This is a genomic window from Mycobacterium sp. WUMAC-067, assembly GCF_020217485.1.
Classification (GTDB): Bacteria; Actinomycetota; Actinomycetes; order Mycobacteriales; family Mycobacteriaceae; genus Mycobacterium.
Genome location: NZ_JAEKMI010000017.1, coordinates 65,062 through 85,858, shown reverse-complemented (window position 1 = coordinate 85,858; position 20,797 = coordinate 65,062). Strand labels below are relative to the sequence as shown.

The 20,797-nt window shown below is 70.7% G+C and carries 17 protein-coding genes; 6 read left to right on the top strand and 11 right to left on the bottom strand.

The window, feature by feature from the left end; genetic code table 11:
• Window positions 1–47 precede the first annotated feature (47 nt).
• The 3 genes from JF781_RS14355 (at window position 48) to nei2 (ending at window position 6,147) form a co-directional block, all read left to right on the top strand.
• Window positions 48–710: a TetR/AcrR family transcriptional regulator gene (locus JF781_RS14355; RefSeq protein ID WP_225329578.1), complete on the top strand. Its 663-nt coding sequence runs from the start codon at window positions 48–50 to the stop codon at window positions 708–710.
• Between the two features lie 87 nt (window positions 711–797).
• Entirely contained in the window at window positions 798–5,393 is a 4,596-nt protein-coding gene (locus JF781_RS14350; protein ID WP_225329589.1) for an ATP-dependent helicase, read from the top strand.
• A gap of 1 nt (window position 5,394) precedes the next feature.
• Complete coding sequence (gene nei2, locus JF781_RS14345; protein ID WP_225329579.1) at window positions 5,395–6,147, top strand: endonuclease VIII Nei2; 753 nt, start codon at window positions 5,395–5,397, stop codon at window positions 6,145–6,147.
• Here the strand turns inward: nei2 and JF781_RS14340 are convergent.
• Complete coding sequence (locus tag JF781_RS14340; RefSeq protein ID WP_225329580.1) at window positions 6,144–7,061, bottom strand: PHB depolymerase family esterase; 918 nt, start codon at window positions 7,059–7,061, stop codon at window positions 6,144–6,146. The two genes, nei2 and JF781_RS14340, sit on opposite strands and share 4 nt — an antisense overlap.
• Window positions 7,062–7,252: 191 nt before the next feature.
• Here JF781_RS14340 and JF781_RS14335 point away from each other — a divergent pair, with 191 nt between their 5' ends.
• A complete protein-coding gene (locus JF781_RS14335; RefSeq protein WP_225329581.1) occupies window positions 7,253–7,609 on the top strand; it encodes a DUF732 domain-containing protein in 357 nt (118 codons plus the stop codon).
• Window positions 7,610–7,923: 314 nt separating this feature from the next.
• On the opposite strand, the gene JF781_RS14330 is transcribed toward JF781_RS14335, so the two are convergent.
• From JF781_RS14330 to JF781_RS14295, 8 genes are all read right to left on the bottom strand, one after another.
• A complete protein-coding gene (locus JF781_RS14330; protein ID WP_225329590.1) occupies window positions 7,924–8,925 on the bottom strand; it encodes a magnesium transporter CorA family protein in 1,002 nt (333 codons plus the stop codon).
• Window positions 8,926–8,937: 12 nt separating this feature from the next.
• Window positions 8,938–10,059, bottom strand: a complete 1,122-nt coding sequence (locus JF781_RS14325; protein WP_225329582.1) for a PPE family protein — start codon at window positions 10,057–10,059, stop codon at window positions 8,938–8,940.
• Between the two features lie 130 nt (window positions 10,060–10,189).
• Complete coding sequence (locus JF781_RS14320) at window positions 10,190–11,323, bottom strand: PPE family protein (RefSeq protein WP_225329583.1); 1,134 nt, start codon at window positions 11,321–11,323, stop codon at window positions 10,190–10,192.
• Between the two features lie 247 nt (window positions 11,324–11,570).
• A complete protein-coding gene (locus tag JF781_RS14315; protein WP_225329584.1) occupies window positions 11,571–12,374 on the bottom strand; it encodes an MBL fold metallo-hydrolase in 804 nt (267 codons plus the stop codon).
• Window positions 12,375–12,422: 48 nt separating this feature from the next.
• Window positions 12,423–12,710, bottom strand: a complete 288-nt coding sequence (locus JF781_RS14310; RefSeq protein ID WP_225329585.1) for a hypothetical protein — start codon at window positions 12,708–12,710, stop codon at window positions 12,423–12,425.
• A gap of 90 nt (window positions 12,711–12,800) precedes the next feature.
• A complete protein-coding gene (locus JF781_RS14305; protein WP_225341273.1) occupies window positions 12,801–13,661 on the bottom strand; it encodes a pseudouridine synthase in 861 nt (286 codons plus the stop codon).
• On the bottom strand, window positions 13,658–15,412 hold the full coding sequence (locus JF781_RS14300; protein WP_225329339.1) for a glycerol-3-phosphate dehydrogenase/oxidase: 1,755 nt from the start codon (window positions 15,410–15,412) through the stop codon (window positions 13,658–13,660). Before JF781_RS14300 ends, JF781_RS14305 begins: the two co-directional genes overlap by 4 nt.
• A 107-nt stretch (window positions 15,413–15,519) precedes the next feature.
• A complete protein-coding gene (locus JF781_RS14295) occupies window positions 15,520–16,935 on the bottom strand; it encodes an NAD(P)H-quinone dehydrogenase (RefSeq protein WP_225329338.1) in 1,416 nt (471 codons plus the stop codon).
• Window positions 16,936–17,017: 82 nt separating this feature from the next.
• Between JF781_RS14295 and JF781_RS14290 the strand changes: the two genes are divergently transcribed.
• Both JF781_RS14290 and JF781_RS14285 read left to right on the top strand, forming a co-directional pair.
• On the top strand, window positions 17,018–17,497 hold the full coding sequence (locus JF781_RS14290) for a gamma-glutamylcyclotransferase (RefSeq protein WP_020823439.1): 480 nt from the start codon (window positions 17,018–17,020) through the stop codon (window positions 17,495–17,497).
• Window positions 17,498–17,581: 84 nt separating this feature from the next.
• On the top strand, window positions 17,582–18,415 hold the full coding sequence (locus tag JF781_RS14285) for an alpha/beta hydrolase (protein ID WP_225329344.1): 834 nt from the start codon (window positions 17,582–17,584) through the stop codon (window positions 18,413–18,415).
• On the opposite strand, the gene JF781_RS14280 is transcribed toward JF781_RS14285, so the two are convergent.
• Both JF781_RS14280 and JF781_RS14275 read right to left on the bottom strand, forming a co-directional pair.
• On the bottom strand, window positions 18,412–19,590 hold the full coding sequence (locus tag JF781_RS14280) for a M20 family metallopeptidase (RefSeq protein ID WP_225329337.1): 1,179 nt from the start codon (window positions 19,588–19,590) through the stop codon (window positions 18,412–18,414). The genes JF781_RS14285 and JF781_RS14280 overlap by 4 nt on opposite strands.
• Window positions 19,587–20,789, bottom strand: coding sequence for a M20 family metallopeptidase (locus JF781_RS14275; RefSeq protein ID WP_225329336.1), 1,203 nt, complete (start codon window positions 20,787–20,789; stop codon window positions 19,587–19,589). The genes JF781_RS14280 and JF781_RS14275 overlap by 4 nt, the downstream gene beginning before the upstream one ends.
• Between the last annotated feature and the right edge of the window lie 8 nt (window positions 20,790–20,797).

The following is a 20,797-nucleotide window of genomic DNA, read 5'->3' as shown; positions in this document are numbered from 1 at the left end:
AATCCATTGTGGCCGTCGTCTCATGTCGTATGAGTACTATCTGACACATGCCGACAGCCCGAAGGCGTCTATCCCCCGAGGATCGGCGCGCTGAGCTGCTCGCTTTAGGGGCAGAGGTTTTTGGGAAGCGACCTTACGACGAGGTCCGCATCGACGAGATCGCGGAACGCGCCGGGGTGTCGCGGGCCCTGATGTACCACTATTTCCCCGACAAGCGAGCGTTTTTCGCGGCGGTGGTCAAGGACGAGGCCGACCGCCTGTACGAGAACACCAACATGGACGACGTCACCGGTCTGACCATGTATGAGGAGATCCGGGTCGGCGTGCTGGCCTACATGGCCTACCACGAGCAGAACCCGGAGGCCGCGTGGGCGGCGTACGTCGGGCTGGGGCGGTCCGACCCGGTTCTGCTGGGCGTCGAGGACGACGCCAAGAACCGCCAGATGGAACACATCATGTCCCGGATCAACCGGCTGATCGCCGAACTCCCCGCGGCCAGCATGGAACCCGAGGTCGAGCGCCATCTGCGGGTGATCCTGAACGGCTGGCTGGCGATGACCTTCGAGATCTGCCGGCAGCGGATCATCGACCCCACCACCGACGCCGACAAACTCGCCGACGCCTGCGCGCACGCGCTGCTGGACGCGATCGCGCGGGTGCCCGAGATCCCGGAGGAGCTCGGCGAGGCGATGAACACCTCGCGCACCTGAGCGCCGCGGCATCATGTCGGTCCCCGTTGGCACCATGGACGGGTGAGCACTCGCGCTGATTCCGGGCCGCCCGGCCCCGCCGACCCCCTGGGCCGGTTCAGCGCCGTCACCCGCGAGTGGTTCACCAGCACCTTCGACGCGCCGACCACCGCGCAGGCCGAGGCCTGGGAGGCCATCGCCGACGGCCACAACACCCTGGTGATCGCCCCCACCGGGTCCGGCAAGACGCTGGCGGCCTTCCTGTGGGCGCTGGACAGCCTCGCCGGCTCGGCCGACCGCCCGCGGGGCACCCGGGTACTCTACGTGTCCCCGCTCAAGGCGCTGGCCGTCGACGTCGAGCGCAACCTGCGCACCCCCCTGGCCGGGCTCACCCGCATCGCCGAACGCCGGGGCCTGCCGCCGCCGGACATCAGCGTCGGGGTGCGTTCCGGCGACACCCCGCCGGCCGCCCGCCGCCACCTCATCAACCGGCCCCCCGACGTGCTGATCACCACTCCGGAGTCGCTGTTTTTGATGCTCACCTCCGCGGCACGCGAAACCCTGGCCGGGGTGCAGACGGTGATCGTCGACGAGATCCACGCCATCGCCGCGGGCAAGCGCGGCGCGCACCTGGCGGTGTCGCTGGAGCGCCTCGACTCGCTGCGGGAGGGCGCGCCCGCCCAGCGGATCGGGTTGTCGGCGACGGTGCGCCCACCCGAGGAACTCGCCCGGTTCCTGTCCGGCGGGCAGCCGACGACCATCGTCGCGCCGGCGTCGGCCAAGACGGTCGAGCTCACCGTGGCCGTGCCGGTGCCCGACATGGCCAACCTGGCGAACACTCCCCCGCAAGCGGGAGGTACCCCCTCCATCTGGCCCGACGTGGAGAACCGTCTGGTCGACCTGATCGAGGCGCACAACTCGACCATCGTGTTCGCCAATTCGCGGCGGCTGGCCGAACGACTCACCGCCCGCCTCAACGAGATCCACGCCGAACGCAGCGGCCTCGAGCTGTCCACGGAGGCCAACCCCAAGGTGGCGGGCGGCGCCCCGGCGCACATCATGGGCTCGGGCCAGACCTACGGCGCCGACCCGATCCTGGCGCGCGCCCACCACGGGTCGGTGAGCAAGGAACAACGCGCCCTGGTCGAAGAGGACCTCAAGCGCGGGCTGCTCAAGGCGGTGGTGGCCACCTCCAGCCTGGAGCTCGGCATCGACATGGGCGCGGTCGACCTGGTGATCCAGGTGGAGGCGCCGCCGTCGGTGGCCAGCGGCCTGCAACGCATCGGCCGGGCCGGGCACCAGGTCGGTGAGGTCTCCCAGGGCGTGCTGTTCCCCAAGCACCGCACCGACCTGATCGGCTGCGCGGTCAGCGTGCAGCGCATGCTGACCGGCCAGATCGAAACGATGCGGGTGCCCGCCAACCCGCTCGACATCCTGGCGCAGCAGACCGTGGCGGCCGCCGCGCTCGAGCCGCTGGACGCCGACAAGTGGTTCGACACGGTGCGCCGCGCCGCGCCGTTCGCGACGCTGCCGCGCAGCGTGTACGAGGCCACCCTGGACCTGTTGAGCGGCAAGTACCCCTCCACCGATTTCGCCGAGCTGCGTCCGCGGCTGGTCTACGACCGCGACACCGGCACGTTGACCGCGCGCCCCGGCGCTCAGCGGCTGGCCGTGACCTCCGGCGGGGCCATCCCCGACCGCGGACTTTTCACCGTGTATCTGGCCTCCGAGGCCGAAAAGCCTTCGCGGGTCGGCGAACTCGAAGAGGAAATGGTCTACGAGTCGCGGCCCGGCGATGTCATCTCGCTGGGCGCCACCAGCTGGCGGATCACCGAGATCACCCACGACCGGGTGCTGGTGATCCCGGCGCCCGGCCAACCGGCCCGGTTGCCGTTCTGGCGCGGTGACGGCGTGGGCCGCCCGGCCGAGCTGGGCGCCGCGCTCGGCGCGTTCACCGGTGAGCTGGCCGGCCTCACCCGCGAGGAATTCGAAACCCGCTGCGCCGGGCTGGGTTTCGACGCCTACGCCACCGACAACCTGGCGCGCCTGCTCGACGAGCAGCGCACCGCCGCCGGGGTGGTGCCCACCGACACCACCCTGCTGGTCGAGCGGTTCCGCGACGAGCTCGGAGACTGGCGGGTGATCCTGCACTCGCCCTACGGGCTGCCCGTGAACGGGCCGTTGGCGCTGGCGGTGGGCCGGCGGCTGCGGGAACGCTACGGCATCGACGAGAAGCCCACCGCCTCCGACGACGGCGTCGTGGTGCGCCTGCCCGACACCTTGGCCGATTTCGCGTCGGACACGGGGATGGAAACACCGCCCGGCGCGGACCTTTTCGTCTTCGACGCCGACGAGATCGACCCGATCGTCACCGACGAGGTGGGCGGTTCGGCGCTGTTCGCGTCGCGGTTCCGCGAGTGCGCGGCCCGCGCGCTTTTGTTGCCGCGCCGGCACCCCGGCCGCCGCTCGCCGCTGTGGCAGCAGCGCCAGCGCGCCGCCCAGTTGCTCGAGGTGGCCCGCAGATACCCCGACTTCCCCGTCGTGCTGGAGACCATCCGCGAATGCCTGCAGGACGTCTACGACGTCCCCGCCCTGGTGACGCTGATGACCGGCATCGCCCAGCGGCGGGTGCGGGTTGTCGAGGTCGAGACCGCGCGCCCCTCCCCGTTCGCGGCGTCGCTGCTGTTCGGCTACGTCGGCGCGTTCATGTACGAAGGCGACAGCCCGCTGGCGGAGCGCCGGGCCGCGGCGCTCTCGCTGGACAGCACGCTGCTGGCCGAGCTGCTGGGCCGGGTGGAGCTGCGCGAGCTCCTCGATCCCGAGGTCATCGACGCCACCGCCCGCCAGCTGCAGCACCTCTCGGCCGAACGGGCCGCGCGCGACGCCGAGGGCGTCGCGGACCTGCTGCGGCTGTTGGGCCCGCTGACCGAGGAGGAGGTGGCCGCCCGCAGTGACATCGCCGACGGCAAAAACGTCGGCGGCTGGCTGGAGGGCCTGCGCGCGGCGCGGCGCGCGCTGACGGTGTCGTTCGCCGGGCGCAGCTGGTGGGTGGCCATCGAGGACATCGGGCGCCTGCGCGACGGCATCGGCATCCCGGTTCCGCTGGGTGTGCCGGCCGCCTTCACCGAGGAGGTCACCGACCCGCTGGGCGAACTGCTGGGCCGCTACGCGCGCACCCACACCCCGTTCACCACGGCCGAGGCCGCCGCCCGATTCGGCCTGGGGCTGCGGGTGACGGCGGATGTCCTGGGCCGGCTGGCCGGTGACGGCCGGCTGGTGCGCGGCGACTTCGTCGCCGCGCCCGAGACGTCGGGGGCGGCCGGTGTGGTCGGGGCCGAGCAGTGGTGCGACGCCGACGTCTTGCGCATCCTGCGGCGACGGTCGCTGGCGGCGCTGCGGGCCCAGGTCGAGCCGGTCAGCACCGCCGCGTACGGCCGCTTCCTGCCGGCCTGGCATCACGTGGGGGCGGCCGAATCCTCGCGCAGCCCAGGCTATTCCGGCCTGGACGGCCTGATGTCGGTGATCGACCAGCTGGCCGGTGTGCGGATGCCGGCGTCGGCGATCGAGCCGCTGGTGCTGGCCCCCCGGGTCCGCGACTACTCCCCCGCGATGCTCGACGAACTGCTCGCCACCGGCGAGGTCACCTGGTCGGGCGCCGGGTCGATCTCGAGCAGCGACGGCTGGATCGCGTTGCACGCCGGCGAATCCGCGCCCCTGACACTGGCCGGGCCCGCCGACATCGACCTGGGCGACGCCCACCGCGCCATCCTGGACACCCTGGCCGGGGGCGGCGCCTACTTCTTCCGCCAACTCGCGCACGGCGCGGTCTCCGACGCCGAGCTCAAAACCGCACTGTGGGAACTGATCTGGGCCGGCTGGATCACCGGCGACACGTTCGCCCCGGTGCGCGCCGTCCTCGGGGGCGCCGGCGCCCGGAAACGTTCCGCACCCGCGCACCGGTCGCAGCGCCCGCCGCGGCTGAGCCGGTACACCGTCGCGCACGCGCAGTCCCGGCCCGCCGACCCCACCGTGGGCGGCCGATGGTCGATCCTGCCGGCCCCCGAGCCCGATTCCACGCTGCGCGCCCACTACCAAGCGGAACTGTTGCTGGGCCGCCACGGCGTGCTCACCCGCGGCGCGGTGGCCACCGAGGGCGTCCCGGGCGGGTTCGCCACCCTGTACAAGGTGCTGAGCACCTTCGAGGACGCGGGCCGGTGCCAGCGCGGCTACTTCATCGAGTCGCTGGGCGGGGCGCAGTTCGCCGTCGCATCGACGGTCGACCGGCTGCGCAACTTCAGCGAGGGGGTCGATCCGGAACGGCCGGAATACCGGGCGGTGGTGCTGGCCGCGGCGGACCCCGCCAACCCGTATGGCGCGGCGCTGCCCTGGCCCGCCTCCGCCGGCGAGGGCGCGCGGCCGGGCCGCAAGGCCGGCGCGCTCGTCGTGCTGGTCGACGGCGAGCTCGCCTGGTTCCTGGAGCGCGGCGGACGCTCGCTGCTGACCTTCACCGACGATCCCGCGGCCCACCTCGCGGCGGCGACGGCCCTGGCCGACCTGGTCGCCTCCCGCCGCGTCGCGGGGATGCTGGTGGAGCGCATCGACGGGGTGCCGGCACTGGCGCCCCGCGCGGACGGGTCCGCGCCGCTGAGCGCGCTCACCGACGCCGGATTCCACACGACGCCACGCGGAATGCGGCTGCGCTGAGATGCCCGAGGGTGACACCATCTGGCACACCGCCGCCGTGCTGCGTCAGCACCTGCTCGGGGGCACCCTGACCCGCTGCGACGTTCGGGTGCCGCGGTTCGCCACCGTCGACCTCACCGGCCAGGTGGTCGACGAGGTCGTCAGCCGCGGGAAGCATCTGTTTATCCGGGTGGGGCGCGCCAGCATTCACTCGCATCTGAAGATGGAGGGCAGCTGGCGGGTCGGCAGCCGGGTGCGGGTGGACCACCGGGCGCGCATCGTCTTGGCGACGGGCACCGCCCGGGCCGTCGGCGTCGACCTGGGGGTGCTCGAGATCCTGGATCGCGACCGCGACGGCGACGCCGTCGCGTACCTGGGACCCGATCTGCTGGGCGAGGATTGGGACCCGGCGCGTGCCGCCGCCAACCTGACCGCCGACCCGCACCGCCCGATCGCCGAGGCGCTGCTGGACCAGCGGGTGCTGGCCGGGATCGGCAACGTCTATTGCAACGAACTGTGTTTTATCAGCGGGCATCTGCCCACCGCGCCGGTGAGCGCCATCGCAGATCCGCGGCGGCTGGTCTCTCGCGCACGAGAAATGCTGTGGCTCAACCGTTTTCGTTGGAACCGGTGCACCACCGGTGACACCCGCAGCGGGCGCCAGCTCTGGGTCTACGGGCGCGCCGGGCAGCAGTGCCGTCGCTGCGCCACCCCCATCGACGCCGACGACACGAAAGCACGGGTGGCCTACTGGTGCCCGTCGTGCCAGCGCTAATCCCGCGCGTGCGCGAGGAAAAACTCGGCAATGGCTTCCGACCCGTCAAGCGCGTGCGTGGTGGGCCCGATGACGGCCGCGGGCAGATATTGCTTGCCGCCCGGCCAGGTGTGCCCGCCCTTGTCGACCTTGCAGAAGACCACCTCGCTGGACGCCGAACACGCCGCCGAGACAAACCGGTGGACGACGGTGCCGTCCCGGACATCGGGCAGCACCTCCATCGACGGGTCGCCGGTGCAACCGTCCGCCGCGCGCCACTTCGCGACCATGGCATCCGCCGAGATGGAGTGGCTGAGCCCGCCGCGGCCGCGCACCGCGCCACCCTTGAACGGCACCAGCGGGTCGGCGGTGCCGTGGGCTTCCCACACCGACACCGGCCGCGACGGGTTGCAGGCCACGCCCACGCCCAGGGTGCCGGCCACCGGCGCCGCCGCGGCGAAGACGTCCGCCCGATCGCAGGCCAGCCGGTTGGACATGAAGCCCCCGTTAGACATCCCGGTGACGAAAACGTGGCCGGGCGCGATGTTGTAGTCGTGTTGCAGCTTGCCCACCAGCCCGACCAGGAAGGCCACGTCGTCGATGTGGCGGCGATCCGCGGGCGACGCGCCGCGCCCGTCGGCCCAGCTCTTGTCGTAGCCGTCGGGGTAGACGACCAACAGGTCGTGGGCGTCAGCAACGGAGTCGAACCCCGTCAGCGCGCGCTGCGCGATCCCGGTTCCGCCGCCCCCGTGCAAACTGAGCACCAGGCCGATGGGGTCGCCCGCCGGCACGTGCAACATGTAGGTTCGGTCCATGCCGTTGGATCGGAACGTACCGGAAACCTCGCGGGCGCTCGCCGCCGACACGTGCCGGACCCCGCAGCCGACCACGCATATCGCCACCAGCGCGAGCCACAGCCACCGCGCGTACGGCATGTTGTCAGGTCGCCGACGGCGCAGCGACGGACAGAGGCCGGTTACGCGCCGCCGAAGACAGAGCAAACGTTGGTATGGCACGGACGGCATTATCGGCGATACCCCGTCGGGTGACGCGGCGCCGTGCGAACATTCCGACTGGCCCCGCCTTCAGCAAGCTACGGCTCTTCTGTTCCACGGGAGTATCACAAATGACGAGCACCCAGATGCGCAAGCCCGGCCGCGCGCGGTCGCTTCTGGCTATCGGCGTTGCGCCGGTGGCCGGGCTACTCGGCGCCCTGTCGACACCGGCGAGCGCGCATGCCACCTCCGCCGATGAGGCGTTCCTCGCCGCGCTGAAAGCCAAGGGGATCAACTTCGAGTCACCCGAGGCCGTGGTCAACTCCGGTCACACCGTGTGCCACCAACTCGATTCGGGCCAAACGCCGGAACAGGTCGCCAACAACGTGCTGTCCAGCAGTTCGCTGGACGGCTATCACGCCGGTTACTTCGTCGGCGTCAGCATCAAGGCGTACTGCCCCAAGTACGCGGCAGCATCCGGGTCCTGAAATTTACAGCCGGTTGACAGACTGGTGACGAATTCACGGCTAAAGTTGGAACATCCGAAACTAATGTGACGAGCACAAGGCCAAAATGATTCCGAAACTTTTGGTCGGTGTTGCGGGTGTTGCCATCGTTCTTGGCGCTTCCGGCTGGACCGCAGCATCGGCCAGCACCGACCCTAATCCCTTCAGTCATCTCAGCTGCGCCTGCAAGGAGTCAGATCCGCCAGGCAGCCCGGCCCTGCGGGACAAAATCAATCAGGGCATCCAGCACGGTCTTTCCGCCTCAGCCCCCGTGACGCAGTGACCGGCCTCGCGGCCTAGAGCCAATCGCGACGTTTGAACATTACGTACAGCACCACCATCAGGACGGCTATCACGCTGGTGCTGGCCGCGAATCCGGCCGCCGTACCGAAGCCCGGGTAGGGAACGTTCTGCCCGTAAAAGCCGGTGATCGCCGTGGGCACGGCGATGATGGCCGCCCATCCCGTCAGCTTCTTCATGACGGTGTTCAACCGCGCGTCCTGCAGCGACAGGTTGGTCTCGAAAATCGTGGTGACCATGTCGCGCAGCGACTCCGTCCATTCGGACACCCGCAGCACGTGGTCGTAGAGGTCGGCGTACAGCGGATCGAGCTGCCGGTCGGTGCCGTCCGAAATGCGGTGGTGCTGAATCGAATTGACCACCTCGCGCATCGGTAGCGCCACCCGCCGCAGGTTCACCAGGTCTCGGCGCAACCCGAAGGTGCGGCGCTGAAAATCGCCTTTGCGGGAGGTGCCGTCGAAGAGTTCGTCCTCGATGGCTTCGATGCCGTCGTCGAGGGCCTCCACGGCGGCGAAGTGGCTGTCGACCACCACGTCGAGCAGGCCGTGCACCAGGGCGCCGACACCGGAGGCCTGGCCGCCGAGCTCCTGCCATCGCCGGGTCACCTGCGCCATGTCGAAGTCGGGCGTCAGGCGCACGGTGATCAGCCCCTGCGGCAGCACGAAGGCCGAGATGCGCTGCATCGTCAGTGCGCGCGCGGGGACGGCGTTCGCCGCGGGGTCAGCGATGTCGGCGGCGTAGACGGTGAAGAAGGTGTGGGTTTCGTATCCGGTGGCTTTGACCCGTTCGGCCGCAGCCACGGCGTCTTCGACCGCCCAGTGGTTCAGCCCGAGTTCGCCGGCGAGGCCGCCGAGGGTGTCGTGGTCGGGGTTGCACAGGTCGGCCCACACCAGGGTGTCGGGCTCGGACAGGTAGTCCGAGATCTTGCCGAACTCGAAGTCGTCCTGCGCCTTGCCGCCGCGCCATACGCGGCCCTGGATCTGCGGAGCGTTGTGCACCACGCGATCTTCTCAACCCGCCGACGGCGGCCGGTGCATCACCGTGCCTGAAAGCTCCGCGCCGTACTCGATGTCGTCGTAGTCGCGGCCCTTACGTCGGCGACCGCCGCTCGAACCGCGGCCCGGGCGCACCGGCGCCATGGGGAGCATGGTCGGTTGCGCGCCCGGGGGAAGCGGCGACACCGCCGAGGCGAGCTGCACCGCCGCCTGCGACGACGCCAGCATTCCCACCGTCGCGGGAGGCATGGTCAGGTTGCCCAGCGAAATTCCGACACCCAGCGTCGCCCGCGGCGCCAAGGACGACCCCGCGGCGCCGACCGCGCTGACGAGCCGCGTCTCCGCCGACGCCAGCGCCGCGGCGCCGTCCGCCAATCCCGGACCGATGCCCTCACCCAGCGACGTGAACGCATGGGCGGTGGCGAATTGCGCCAACGCACCGAGAATGTTGACCGGAAATCCGCTGGCGGCGATGGTTTGGCTCGCCCATTGATTGGCAAATCCAAACCAGCCGGCTTGGGGGTCGAACCCGGTGGACGCTGCCAACTGCGAGGCCATCGGAGAGGTAGCGGTAGTCGCGGGCACCATCGTCGCCTGGGGCGTCACCCCGGACGGACTGGCCACCGGGGGCGGCGCCGAGAACTGGGGCAGCTTGAGGGCGCCCGCCGAGGTCGCGGCATACCGATACATGGCGGCCGAGTTGTTCACCCACATGGTGTGATATTCGGCCTCGGTTTCGGCGATGGCCGGATAGTTGACCCCGAAGAAGTTCGTGGCCAGCAACATCGCCAGGCGCGCCCGGTTGGCGGCGACCAGCGACGGATGCACCACCGTCCAGTGGGTCCATTCGAATGCCGCGGCGACGACCTCCACCGACGCGGCGGTCTGCTGGCACTGCTGCGCGGTGAGACGCAACCAGGCGAGATACGGTTCCAGCGCCTCGGCCATCGCCAGCGACGACGGACCGTGCCACGTCGTGGACAACCACGACAACTCAGCGGTGTAGCTGCTTGCCGATTGCTCCAGCTCGGCGCTCAATTCCTGCCAGAAGCCGGCGGCTTCGATCAATGACCAAGCGCCGGGTCCGGAGTGGATCAGCGCCGAGATAATCTCGGGCGGCAGTATCCCAAAATCCATGAACCTTTACCTTGGGGAAGAAGTGGGTGGGGCGAACGCCGCGCGTCGGCGCTGGCGCTGGTCGCCGTTGACCGACCCGGTGGATGCGATCGGCGCTCGCAGTCGTGCGGCGCCGACGTCAATGTCAGTGTCATCCGGCCGACGGGTTACGAGGCATCACTTTGCCTTTGACCTCGCGGCCCACGGCAACGTCCTCGTACTTTTGCTGTTTGCGTTTTCGCCAGCCGGTGCCCGCCGAGGCCGTCGGCGGCGGCACCATCATCGGCATCATGGGGAATCCTGATTCCGCCGCGGGCAGCGGGGACGCCGCGGAGGCGAGCTGCACCCCGGTCGGTGTGCCCGGCAACAGTCCCACGACGGCGGGGGGCGCGGTCAACTTGCCCAGCGAGACGCCAACCCCCAGCGCCCCGGTCGGCGCGGAAGCCCCCGCGCCGATTCCCTTGATCGCGTTGGCCAGGCTCGCCGTGGTCGCTCCGAGGCCCTCGGACAGGCCCGAGCCGATGTCGCCGCCGACGGACGCGACCCCTTGGGCGGTCGCCATCTGCGCCCACACCGCCAATAGGTTGACGGGGAAACCGGACGACATGAACTGGTTGGCCCAGGTGTTCGCCCACCCGAACCAGCCGCTGTTGGGGTCGAAGCCGGCGGTGTTGAGCCCCGAGAATATCGATCCCAGCGACGAACCCGAAGAGTCAGTCGAGGCTTTCATCACCGCGGCCTGCTGGTTGGCCGTCCCGGCCGGATTGGTGTCGGGAAGCGGCGAAGTGAACGGCGACAGTTGCGTGGTCGCCTGCGACGTCGTCGCCTGATAGCGGGTCATCGCGGCGGCGTTGTTCGCCCACATGGTCTGGTACTCGTTTTCGGCCTCGGCGATCGCCGCGGTGTTGGTCCCGAACCGGTTGGTCATGAGCAGTTGCCGCAGGCGCGTGCGGTTGGCGGTGACGACCGAGGGATGCACGACGGTGGCGCGAGTGGCGCTGAAGGCCGAGGCGGCGGCTTCCGCCGAGGTGGCCATTTGCGCGGACTGTTGCGCCGTCTCGCGCAACCACAGGAGGTAGGGCTGGACGGACTGCAGCATCGCCATCGCGGACGGACCGTCCCAGGAATCGATGAGCGAGGACAACGTGGAGGCATAGGTGGAGACGGAATTCTCCAGCTCGACGGCCAGGCGCTGCCAGGCGCCGGCGGCCTCGATCAGCGAGCCCGCTCCGGGCCCGGTGTGGATGAGCGTCGAGGTGACCTCGGGGGGTGCTAGTAGATCCATCACATCTCACAATGCCCACGCTGAGAACGCCTCAGCAAATTTCCGTTAACCAGGCCGCGAAAAAGCCCCAAACTCTTCTACATCGATGCCTGCTACTTGCGGTCGGTTACCTCCCAGTTCGACCGCACGCCGCTAGGACACCCTATACCCCCAGCTACGCGCTCCTCTCCCCATTTATTGACCGGCGAACCTCGCCCCGCCGTTCAAGGGGCCGTTCAAGGGGCCGTTCAAGGGCGCGGCCCCTCTTTCAGACGGTGACCGAGGCGCCGCGGTTCACCGTGACGATCCGGTCGCCCAGCCCGCGACGCCGCATTTCCCGGGTGAAGTCGGCCAGGGGCGACGCAAACACCGCGTAGTCGTCGAAGTGCACCGGGATGGCCTTCGGCAGGCTCAGCAGCGCGACGAGTTCGGCCCCCTGGCGGCCGTCCATGGTTACGGTCAGCCCGAACGGAAGCCGCCGGCCGGCCGGCAGCCGGGTGCCGCCGAGGTGCAGCATCCCCACGTCGATCGGATCGAACCGCGCCGGAACCTCTTTCAGCTCCTCGACCAGCAGGGTGTCCCCGGAGATGTAGAGCCGGCGCCGGGGCGAGCCGTCGGCGGCGACCTCGAGCATGGTGCCCATCACCGGCGGCAGCAGGCGCCGGCTCCACCCCGGCGCGTGGCGCCCGGGCAGCGACGTGAGGGTCAGCGTGGTCTCGCCCTTGGTGATCGTGTGCTGTTGCCAGGTCCGCAGGCCGCGTGCGTGCGCGAAGCCGCGGCGGTGCAGGCGCTGGGCGGCGTGCGGGGTGGTGACGATGGGAAGGGCGTGGTCGAGACCCCGCTGCGACACCCGGTCCCAGTGGTCGCCGTGCATGTGGGAGAGCACGATCGCGTCGACGGGCGGGAGTTCGTCGATGCTCAACGCCGGCTCCTTCAGGCGCTTGGACACCAGGCCGTGGCCGAGGTAGGCGCGTTGCCCGCGGTGCAGGAAATTCGGGTCGGTCAGCAGCGTCAGCCCGCCGACGGAAATCAGCGTGGTGGCGTTGCCGACGAACGTGACGGTGATGTCCATACGCGCGGGCTACCCGATCCCGGGCGGCCCATGCCGCGGGCTGTCCGCTCAGTCGATGTGCGTCGGGGGGTCGGCGAACGCGAAATCCGGCGGGCGCTGGTCGGGGCCCATCACGTCGCAGTTCTGCTCGGGCACGAGGTAGGAACTGGCTCCGTGGGGAATCAGGCGGGTGACGGCGACGCAACGTTGCCAGGTGCCGTCGGGCTGGACGGGCCCGTCGCACTTGCTGAGAACGCCTCCCCCGTACTGGCAGCCGGCGACGGCCGGCGGTGCAAAGGCGATCAGCCCGGCGGCCATGAGCAGGGCCGCCACTCCTGAACCGATGCCGCGCTTCATGGTTGCCTCCCGACGACCCAACCAGCAAACATGACGCTACCGCGTGGTGGGTGTTTTGCGCAGGAATCAGGGCAGGGTGGCAATCAGACGCTACGGCTCCACCCGGCGGCTGACGAACTCGCGGCGCTCGCCGGTGCGCGGGTCGGTGAACTCGATGCGCTGTGCCAGCAATCGCAGCGGCGTGCTGAAGTCGTCGGCCGCAACGTCAATCACGTTGGGGTACAACGGGTCCCCCTCGATCGGTATCCCGAGCGAGGCCATGTGCACGCGCAGCTGGTGGGTGCGTCCGGTGCGTGGGGTCAGCCGGTAGAGGCCGTCCGCGGACAGCAACTCCACCAGGGTCTCGGCGTTCGGCGCACCCGGCTCGCTGACCGCCTGCAGCCGGCCCCGGCGCTTGACGATGCGGCTTTCCACCACACGGGGCAGCCGCAACGCCGGGTCGACGGCGGCCCGGGCCAGATACGTCTTGCGCACCAACCCCCGCGAGAACAGCGTCTGGAACGCGCCGCGCACCTCGCGGCGCGCGGTGAACACCAGCACTCCGGCGGTCAGCCGGTCCAGCCGGTGCGCGGGGCTCAGCTCGGGTAGCCCCAGCTCGCGGCGCAACCGCACCAGCGCGGTCTGCGCGACGTGCCGCCCCCGCGGCATCGTGGCCAGAAAGGGCGGCTTGTCGACGACCACGATGTCGTCGTCGCGATGCAGCACCGGGATCCCGAACGGCACCGGCACCTCGTCGGGCAGCTCGCGGTAGAGGTAGACGCTCGCCCCGGCCGGCAGCACGGTGGCGGCATCGACCACCGCGCCGTCGGCGCCCACCACCTCCCCGGCCAGCACCTTCGCGCGGGCCCGCGCGCCGAACCGCGCGCCCAGCTCGGCCAGCACCGGTCCGCCCCGCAGCCTCACCCGCGCCGGGCCGAGCCCGTCGCGCACGGGAAGCGGGGCGGGTCTCAAGTGAGGGGGACCGGCTCGAGGATCTCGGCGCGCGCCTCGGGCGCGCTGGCCCGCAACTCGTCCGCCGACACGTCGTCGGGCTGGGCCTGGGACAGCACCTCGGCCTCCACCCGGGCGGCGTAGTTGGCGACCTCACGGTCGATGTCCGCCGCGGACCAACCCAGCACCGGCGCAACCACATCCGCGACCTCTCGCGCGCAGTCGACTCCGCGGTGGGAGTATTCGATGGAGATGCGCATCCGGCGGGCCAGGATGTCCTCCAGGTGCAGGGCCCCCTCGGCGGTCACGGCATACAGCGCCTCGACCCGCAGATAGCCCGGCGCCTCCTTGATCGGGTTGAGCAGGTCGGGGTTTTCGTCCGCCAGCGCCAGCACGTCACCGATCAGCGACCCGTAACGGTCCAGCAGGTGGCGCACCCGGTAGGGGTGCAACCCCTGCAGCTCGGCGACGTGCTCGGCCTGGTTGATCAGCGCGAAGTAACCGTCGGCACCCAGCAGGCTGACCTTCTCGGTGATCGACGGCGCAACCCGGGCCGGAATGAATTGCGCCGCAGCATCAATCGCGTCCGCGGCCATCACCCGGTAGGTGGTGTACTTGCCGCCGGCGATGGCCACCAGCCCCGGGGCGGGCACCGCCACGGCGTGCTCGCGGGACAGCTTCGAGGTTTCCTCGCTCTCCCCCGCCAGCAGCGGCCGCAGCCCCGCGTACACGCCGTCGATGTCGGCGTGGGTCAGCGGGATGGCCAGCACCGTGTTGACGGTCTGCAGGATGTAGTCGATGTCGACCTTGGTGGCCGCGGGGTGGGCCAGGTCGAGATTCCAGTCGGTGTCGGTGGTTCCGATGATCCAGTGGCTGCCCCACGGGATGACGAACATCACCGACTTCTCGGTGCGCAGGATGATCGCGACGTCGCTGACGATGCGGTCGCGCGGCACCACGACGTGCACACCCTTGGAGGCCCGCACCTGAAATCGCCCGCGCTGCTTGGACAATGCCTGGATCTCGTCGGTCCACACCCCGGTCGCGTTGACCACGACGTGGCCGCGGACCTCGGTGATCGAGCCGTCCTCGGAGTCGCGGACCCGCACCCCGGTCACCCGATCGCCCTCGCGCAGCAGGGCGACGACCTGGGTGGATGTGCGGACCACCGCGCCGTAGTGCGCGGCGGTGCGCCCGACGGTCATGGTGTGCCGGGCGTCGTCGACAACCGTGTCGTAGTAACGGATTCCGCCGATCAGCGAGCTGCGCTTGAGGCCCGGGCTCAGCCGCAATGCGCCCGCGCGGGTCAAATGCTTTTGCGCCGGAACGGATTTCGCCCCACCCATCCGGTCGTAGAGAAAGATGCCGGCGGCGATATAGGGACGCTCCCACACGCGATTGGTCAGCGGGAACAGGAACGGCATCGGCTTGACCAGGTGCGGTGCCAGCGTGGTCAGCGACAGCTCGCGCTCGTAGAGCGCCTCACGCACCAGACCGAACTCCAGCTGCTCGAGGTAGCGCAGGCCGCCGTGGAACATCTTCGACGAGCGGCTCGAGGTGCCCGACGCGAAATCGCGCGCTTCCACCAGCGCCACCTTGAGCCCCCGGGTCGCGGCGTCCAGCGCGCAACCCGAACCGACCACGCCGCCGCCGATCACCACCACGTCGAACTGCTCGGCGCCCAGCCGTTCCCAGGCCGCGCGCCGATGCTCCGGACCCAGCACGGACACCGGCGAGCTTCGCTGGGTGGACGCGTGGATCGGATCAGCCACGACCTGGACTCCTCACTGAAGAAACTCCCGTCGGTTACTCGCCAGTAGGGACGTGCTGCACCAAGGCTAACGGTTCAACGCCCGACGCGTCGGTCCACCGGTCGCCACTAGTCCAGGTCGTCGTGCGCCATCAGCCGCCGCGCCGCCTCGGTGATCGAGCCGGACAGCGACGGGTACACGGCGAGCGTCTGCGCCAGCTCGTTGACCGTGATGCGGTTCTGCACGGCCACGGCGATCGGCAGGATCAGCTCGGAGGCGATCGGCGCCACCACCACCCCGCCGATGACCACACCGGTGGACTTGCGGCAGAACACCTTGACGAAACCCTGCCGCAGCCCGGACATCTTCGCGCGCGCGTTGGTGCGCAGCGGCAGCATGATCGTGCGCGCCGACACCGAACCGTCGTCGATCATCGTTTGGGGCACACCGACGGCCGCGATCTCGGGCCTGGTGAACACCGTCGCCGCCACCGTGCGCAACCGGATGGGGCTGACGCCCTCGCCCAGCGCGTGATACATCGCGATGCGGCCCTGCATGGCGGCGACCGAGGCCAGCGGCAGCAGGCCGGTGCAGTCCCCGGCGGCGTAGATGCCGGTGACCGAGGTCCGCGAAACCCGGTCCACGGTCAGGTAGCCGCCGCGGCCCAGCTCGATGCCGACCCGCTCGAGGCCCAGCCCGTCGGTGTTGGGCACCGAACCGATGGTCATCAGCGCGTGGCTGCCTTCCACGGTGCGCCCGTCGGCCAGCGTAACCAGCACGCCGTCCTCGGTGCGGGTGACCGACGCGGCGCGGGCGTTCTTCACCAACTTCACGCCACGCTCGGAGAACGCCGCCTCCAGAACCCGCGCGGCGTCGGCGTCCTCGTAGGGCAGCACCCGGTCGCGGCTGGCGACCACCGTCACCGGCACACCCAATTCGGTGTAGGCGTGCACGAACTCCGCGCCGGTGACCCCCGACCCGACCACGATGAGGTGCTCGGGCAGCGCTTTCAGGTCGTAGAGCTGGCGCCAGGTCAGGATGCGCTCGCCGTCGGGCTGGGCCGACGGCAGCACCCGCGGGCTGGCGCCGGTGGCGATCAGCACCACGTCGGCCTCGTACTCGCTGGTGGCGCCGTCAACGGCGGTCGCCTTGATGTTGTGGCGGGCCAGCCCGGGTGTGGGGTCGACGAGCTCGCCGCGGCCGGCCACCACGTGCACCCCGACGCCGAGCAGCTGGTCGGTGATGTCGGCCGACTGGTCGGTGGCGAGTTGCTTGACGCGGGCGTGGATCTGCGGCAGCGAGATCTTGGCGTCGTCGATGTCGATCTCGAAACCCAGCCGCGGCGCCCGGCGCAGCTCGGTGCGCAGCCAGGTCGACGCGATGAACGTCTTGGACGGCACGCAGTCATCCAGGACGGCGGCCCCGCCGATGCCCTCGGAGTCGATCACCGTCACGTGGGTGGTGTCGGGGTGTGAGGTGGCGGCGACCAGCGCGGCTTCGTAACCGGCCGGGCCGCCACCGAGGATCACGATGCGGGTCACCACAGCCCTAACCTAACGAAGCCGGCCGCACCCCGCCCAACGCTCGGGGGCAGACCGGGCCAGCTCGGACGTCTAAGCTTTCCCCGTGCCGCTCTACGCCGCGTACGGGTCGAACATGGACCCCGAGCAGATGCTGAAGCGCGCACCCCATTCGCCGATGGCGGGAACGGGCTGGCTGCACGGGTGGCGATTGACGTTCGGCGGCGAGGACATCGGCTGGGAGGGCGCGCTGGCCACCGTCGTCGAGGACCCGGGCTCCAAGGTGTTCGTCGTCCTCTACGACATGACACCGGCCGACGAGGTCAACCTGGACCGCTGGGAGGGCTCGGAGTTCGGCGTCCACCAGAAGATCCGGTGCCGGGTCGAGCGCATCTCGTCGGACACCACCACCGACCCGGTCCTGGCCTGGCTGTACGTGCTGGACGCGTGGGAGGGCGGATTGCCGTCGGCCCGATATCTCGGAGTCATGGCGGATGCCGCCGAAATCGCCGGGGCGCCAAGCGATTACGTGCACAGCCTGCGCACTCGCCCGGCGCGCAACATCGGCCCGGGGACCAGCGCCTAAGTGTCGATCCTGTCCACACCACCGGTCGCGGACGCGCTGGCGCGTGCGTTCGCCGCCGCGGTCAACCCCGCCCCCAAGGCCGCCGTGCGCTTCCCCGAGATTCCGGGCCGCACCAGCGAAGTCACCATCCCCACCCGGCACGGCCCCACCCGCGCGACCGTCTATCACCCGCCGGCGGAAACGACCGACCCGCCGGTCTATGTCAACGTGCACGGCGGCGGGTTCGTGGTCGGGCACCCCGAACAGGACGATCCCTGGTGCCGGTACCTTGCCGCCAACGCGGGCGTGCTGGTGATCAACCCCGACTACGTCCTGGCGCCGCGGCACCGGTTTCCCGCCGCGGTACACCAGATCTACGACGTGGTGCGCTGGGCCGCCGGCCCGCAGCACGACTGGGACGGCGCGCGGCTGTGCGTCGGCGGCCAAAGCGCGGGCGGCAACCTGTCCGCCGCGGCGGCCCGGCTCGCGAGGGAGGACGGCGGCCCGCACATCGCGCTGCAGGTGCTGCACTACGCGCCCCTCGACCTGGTCACGCCCACCCGCGACAAGCCGTCCACGCTCGGCCGTCGGGCGATCATGAAGCCGTGGATGGGTGAGGTCTTCGACACGGCCTACATACCCGAGCGGGCGCAGCGGCGCGATCGCCTGGCCTCGCCCGCCTGGGGCGACAACGCCGACGACATCGCCGGCATCGCGCCCGCACTGGTCGTGACGGCCGAGCACGATCGGCTCCGCGGCGAAGCCCGCAGGTACGCGGAGAAGCTGGACGCCGCCGGCGCGTTGGCGGAGTACTACGAGGTGGCCGACGTCGACCACGGATACAACATCATGAGCCAGGCCGGCGACGTCACGCGCCGAACGTACGCGCACATCGCCCAACACGTCGCGCGCGCCACGAACCGCGGCGCCGCCCGCTAAGACCGCCCGAGCACCGCCGACTGCTCGACGATGTTGGCCAGCACCCGCACCCCGATCGCCAGGGCCCGCTCGTCGAGATTGAACGTCGGCTGGTGCAGATCCAGCTGCGGGCCCACGCCCGGCCACACCCCCAACCGCGCCATCGCGCCGGGGATCTCCTCCAAGTACCAGGAGAAGTCCTCGCCGCCGCCGGACTGGCGGGTGTCGGCGAGCGCGTCGGGGCCGATGGCTTCGATCGCGTGGGTGAGGATGCGCGTCGAGACGTCCTCGTTGACCACCGGCGGGACGCCGCGCCGGTATTGCAGCGTGTGCTCGATGGCCAGCGGCGCGAGCAGGCCGGACACGGTCTCGCGGATGATCTCCTCGAGCCCCACCCAGGTCTGCCGGCTCGCGGTGCGCACGGTGCCGGCCAGCACGCCGGTCTGCGGGATCGCGTTGGCCGCCACCCCCGCGTTGACCGCGCCCCACACCAGCACGGTGCCGTTGCGCGGGTCGATGCGCCGCGACAACACCCCCGGCAGCCCGGTGATCAGCGTGCCCAGCCCGTACACCAGGTCGGCGGTCAGATGCGGGCGCGAGGTGTGCCCGCCGGGCGAGTACAGCGTGATCTCGATCTGGTCGGCCGCCGAGGTGATGGGGCCGTGCCGGACCGCGATCTTGCCGACCTCCAGCCGGGGGTCGCAGTGCAGCGCGAAGATCCGCGACACCCCGCTGATGGCGCCGGCCGCGATGGCGTCGATCGCCCCGCCGGGCATCAGTTCCTCGGCGGCCTGGAAGAGCAACCGCACCCCGACCGGCAGTTCGGGCACCGACGCCAGCACCAGGGCGGTGCCCAGCAGGATGGCGGTGTGCGCGTCATGCCCGCAAGCGTGCGCGACGTTGGGCATGGTCGACGCGTAGGGGGCGCCGGTGCGTTCGGCCATCGGCAGCGCGTCCATGTCGGCCCGCAGCGCGATCCGGGGCTCGTGCTCGGGGCCGATGTCGCAGACCAGCCCGGTGCCGCCGGGCAACACCTTCGGGTTGAGCCCCGCTTCGGCCAGCCGCTCGGCGACGAACTGGGTGGTGGCGTACTCCTGGCGGCCCAACTCGGGGTAGCGGTGGATGTGCCGGCGCCATTCGACCAGGTCTGCGTGATGTGCGGCCAGCCAGGATTCGGCGGCGTCGGCGAGGTTCATGCGCGCTCCCCGCCGCGTCTGCGTTCGTGCGCCGCCATCACCCGGTCGCGTTCGGCGGGCGTCTGGGCCAGGTGGACCACGGTGCGCGCCAGCATGATCGCGCCCTCGATCACGGCGCGGTCGGCGCTGGCGTTGGTGGCGGCCTCGGCGAAGCCGCGCTGGTGAACCATGGCCCCGTTCGAGTCGAGCCCGATCACCGGGTGGATCCCCGGCAGCGCCTGGGTCACGTTGCCCATGTCGGTGCTGCCCATGGGCAGCGCCGCCTCGTACTCGCGGGCAACCGGCTCGCGGCCGAGCCGGCGCATCTCGTCGCGGAAGGCGTCGGCGAGCCACGGGTCGGGGGTGAGTTCGTCGTAGGCGGGTGCCGGGTTGTCGATGTCGTATTCGCAGCCGGCGGCCAGCGCGCCCGCGGCGAAGCAGGCGTACATCCTGCCCTCCAACTCCCTGAGCGACGCGGCTTCGACCGCGCGCATCGCGTACTGCAGCGCCGCGCGCCCGGGGATGACGTTGACCGCCTGCCCGCCGTCGGTGACGATCCCGTGCACCAGCTGCCCGGGCGCCAGCTGCTGGCGCAGCAGCCCGACGGCCACCTGCGCGACGGTCACGGCGTCGGCGGCGTTGATCCCCAGGTGCGGCGCGACGGCCGCGTGGGATTCCTTGCCGCGGTACGTGACGGTCGCCTCGGACAGGGCCAGCGAGCGGGCGGCGGCGACGTCGGTCGGCCCGGGATGGAGCATCACCGCGGCGGCGATGTCGTCGAACACCCCGGCCCGCAACAACAGTGCCTTGCCGCCGCCGGCCTCCTCGGCGGGAGTCCCCAGCAGCGCCACCCGCAAGCCGAGCTCGTCGGCCACCTCGGCCAGGGCCAGCGCGGTGCCCACCGCCGACGCCGCGATGATGTTGTGGCCGCAGGCGTGCCCGATCTCGGGCAGCGCGTCGTATTCGGCGCACACCCCGACGGTCAGCGGCCCGCTGCCGTAGTCGGCGCGAAAGGCGGTGTCCAGACCGCCGGCGGCCGCGGTGATCTCGAAGCCACGCTCGGCGACCAGCGCCTGCGCTTTGGCGCAGCTGCGGTGCTCGGCGAACGCCAGCTCGGGCTCCGCGTGAATGGCGTGCGACAACTCGACGAGCTCGCCACCGCGCCGCCGCACGACAGCTTCGACGCTGTCCAGTGGGCTGTCTAACGGGGCGGTGGGCACTCTCGCAG

Excerpts from the sequence above, each read along its gene's own strand:
- JF781_RS14355 (WP_225329578.1), top strand. The coding sequence starts at position 48 with ATGCCGACAGCCCGAAGGCGTCTATCCCCCGAGGATCGGCGCGCTGAG.
- nei2 (WP_225329579.1), top strand. The coding sequence starts at position 5,395 with ATGCCCGAGGGTGACACCATCTGGCACACCGCCGCCGTGCTGCGTCAG.
- JF781_RS14340 (WP_225329580.1), bottom strand. The coding sequence starts at position 7,061 with ATGCCGTACGCGCGGTGGCTGTGGCTCGCGCTGGTGGCGATATGCGTG.
- JF781_RS14335 (WP_225329581.1), top strand. The coding sequence starts at position 7,253 with ATGACGAGCACCCAGATGCGCAAGCCCGGCCGCGCGCGGTCGCTTCTG.
- JF781_RS14325 (WP_225329582.1), bottom strand. The coding sequence starts at position 10,059 with ATGGATTTTGGGATACTGCCGCCCGAGATTATCTCGGCGCTGATCCAC.
- JF781_RS14320 (WP_225329583.1), bottom strand. The coding sequence starts at position 11,323 with ATGGATCTACTAGCACCCCCCGAGGTCACCTCGACGCTCATCCACACC.
- JF781_RS14315 (WP_225329584.1), bottom strand. The coding sequence starts at position 12,374 with ATGGACATCACCGTCACGTTCGTCGGCAACGCCACCACGCTGATTTCC.
- JF781_RS14310 (WP_225329585.1), bottom strand. The coding sequence starts at position 12,710 with ATGAAGCGCGGCATCGGTTCAGGAGTGGCGGCCCTGCTCATGGCCGCC.
- JF781_RS14280 (WP_225329337.1), bottom strand. The coding sequence starts at position 19,590 with ATGAACCTCGCCGACGCCGCCGAATCCTGGCTGGCCGCACATCACGCA.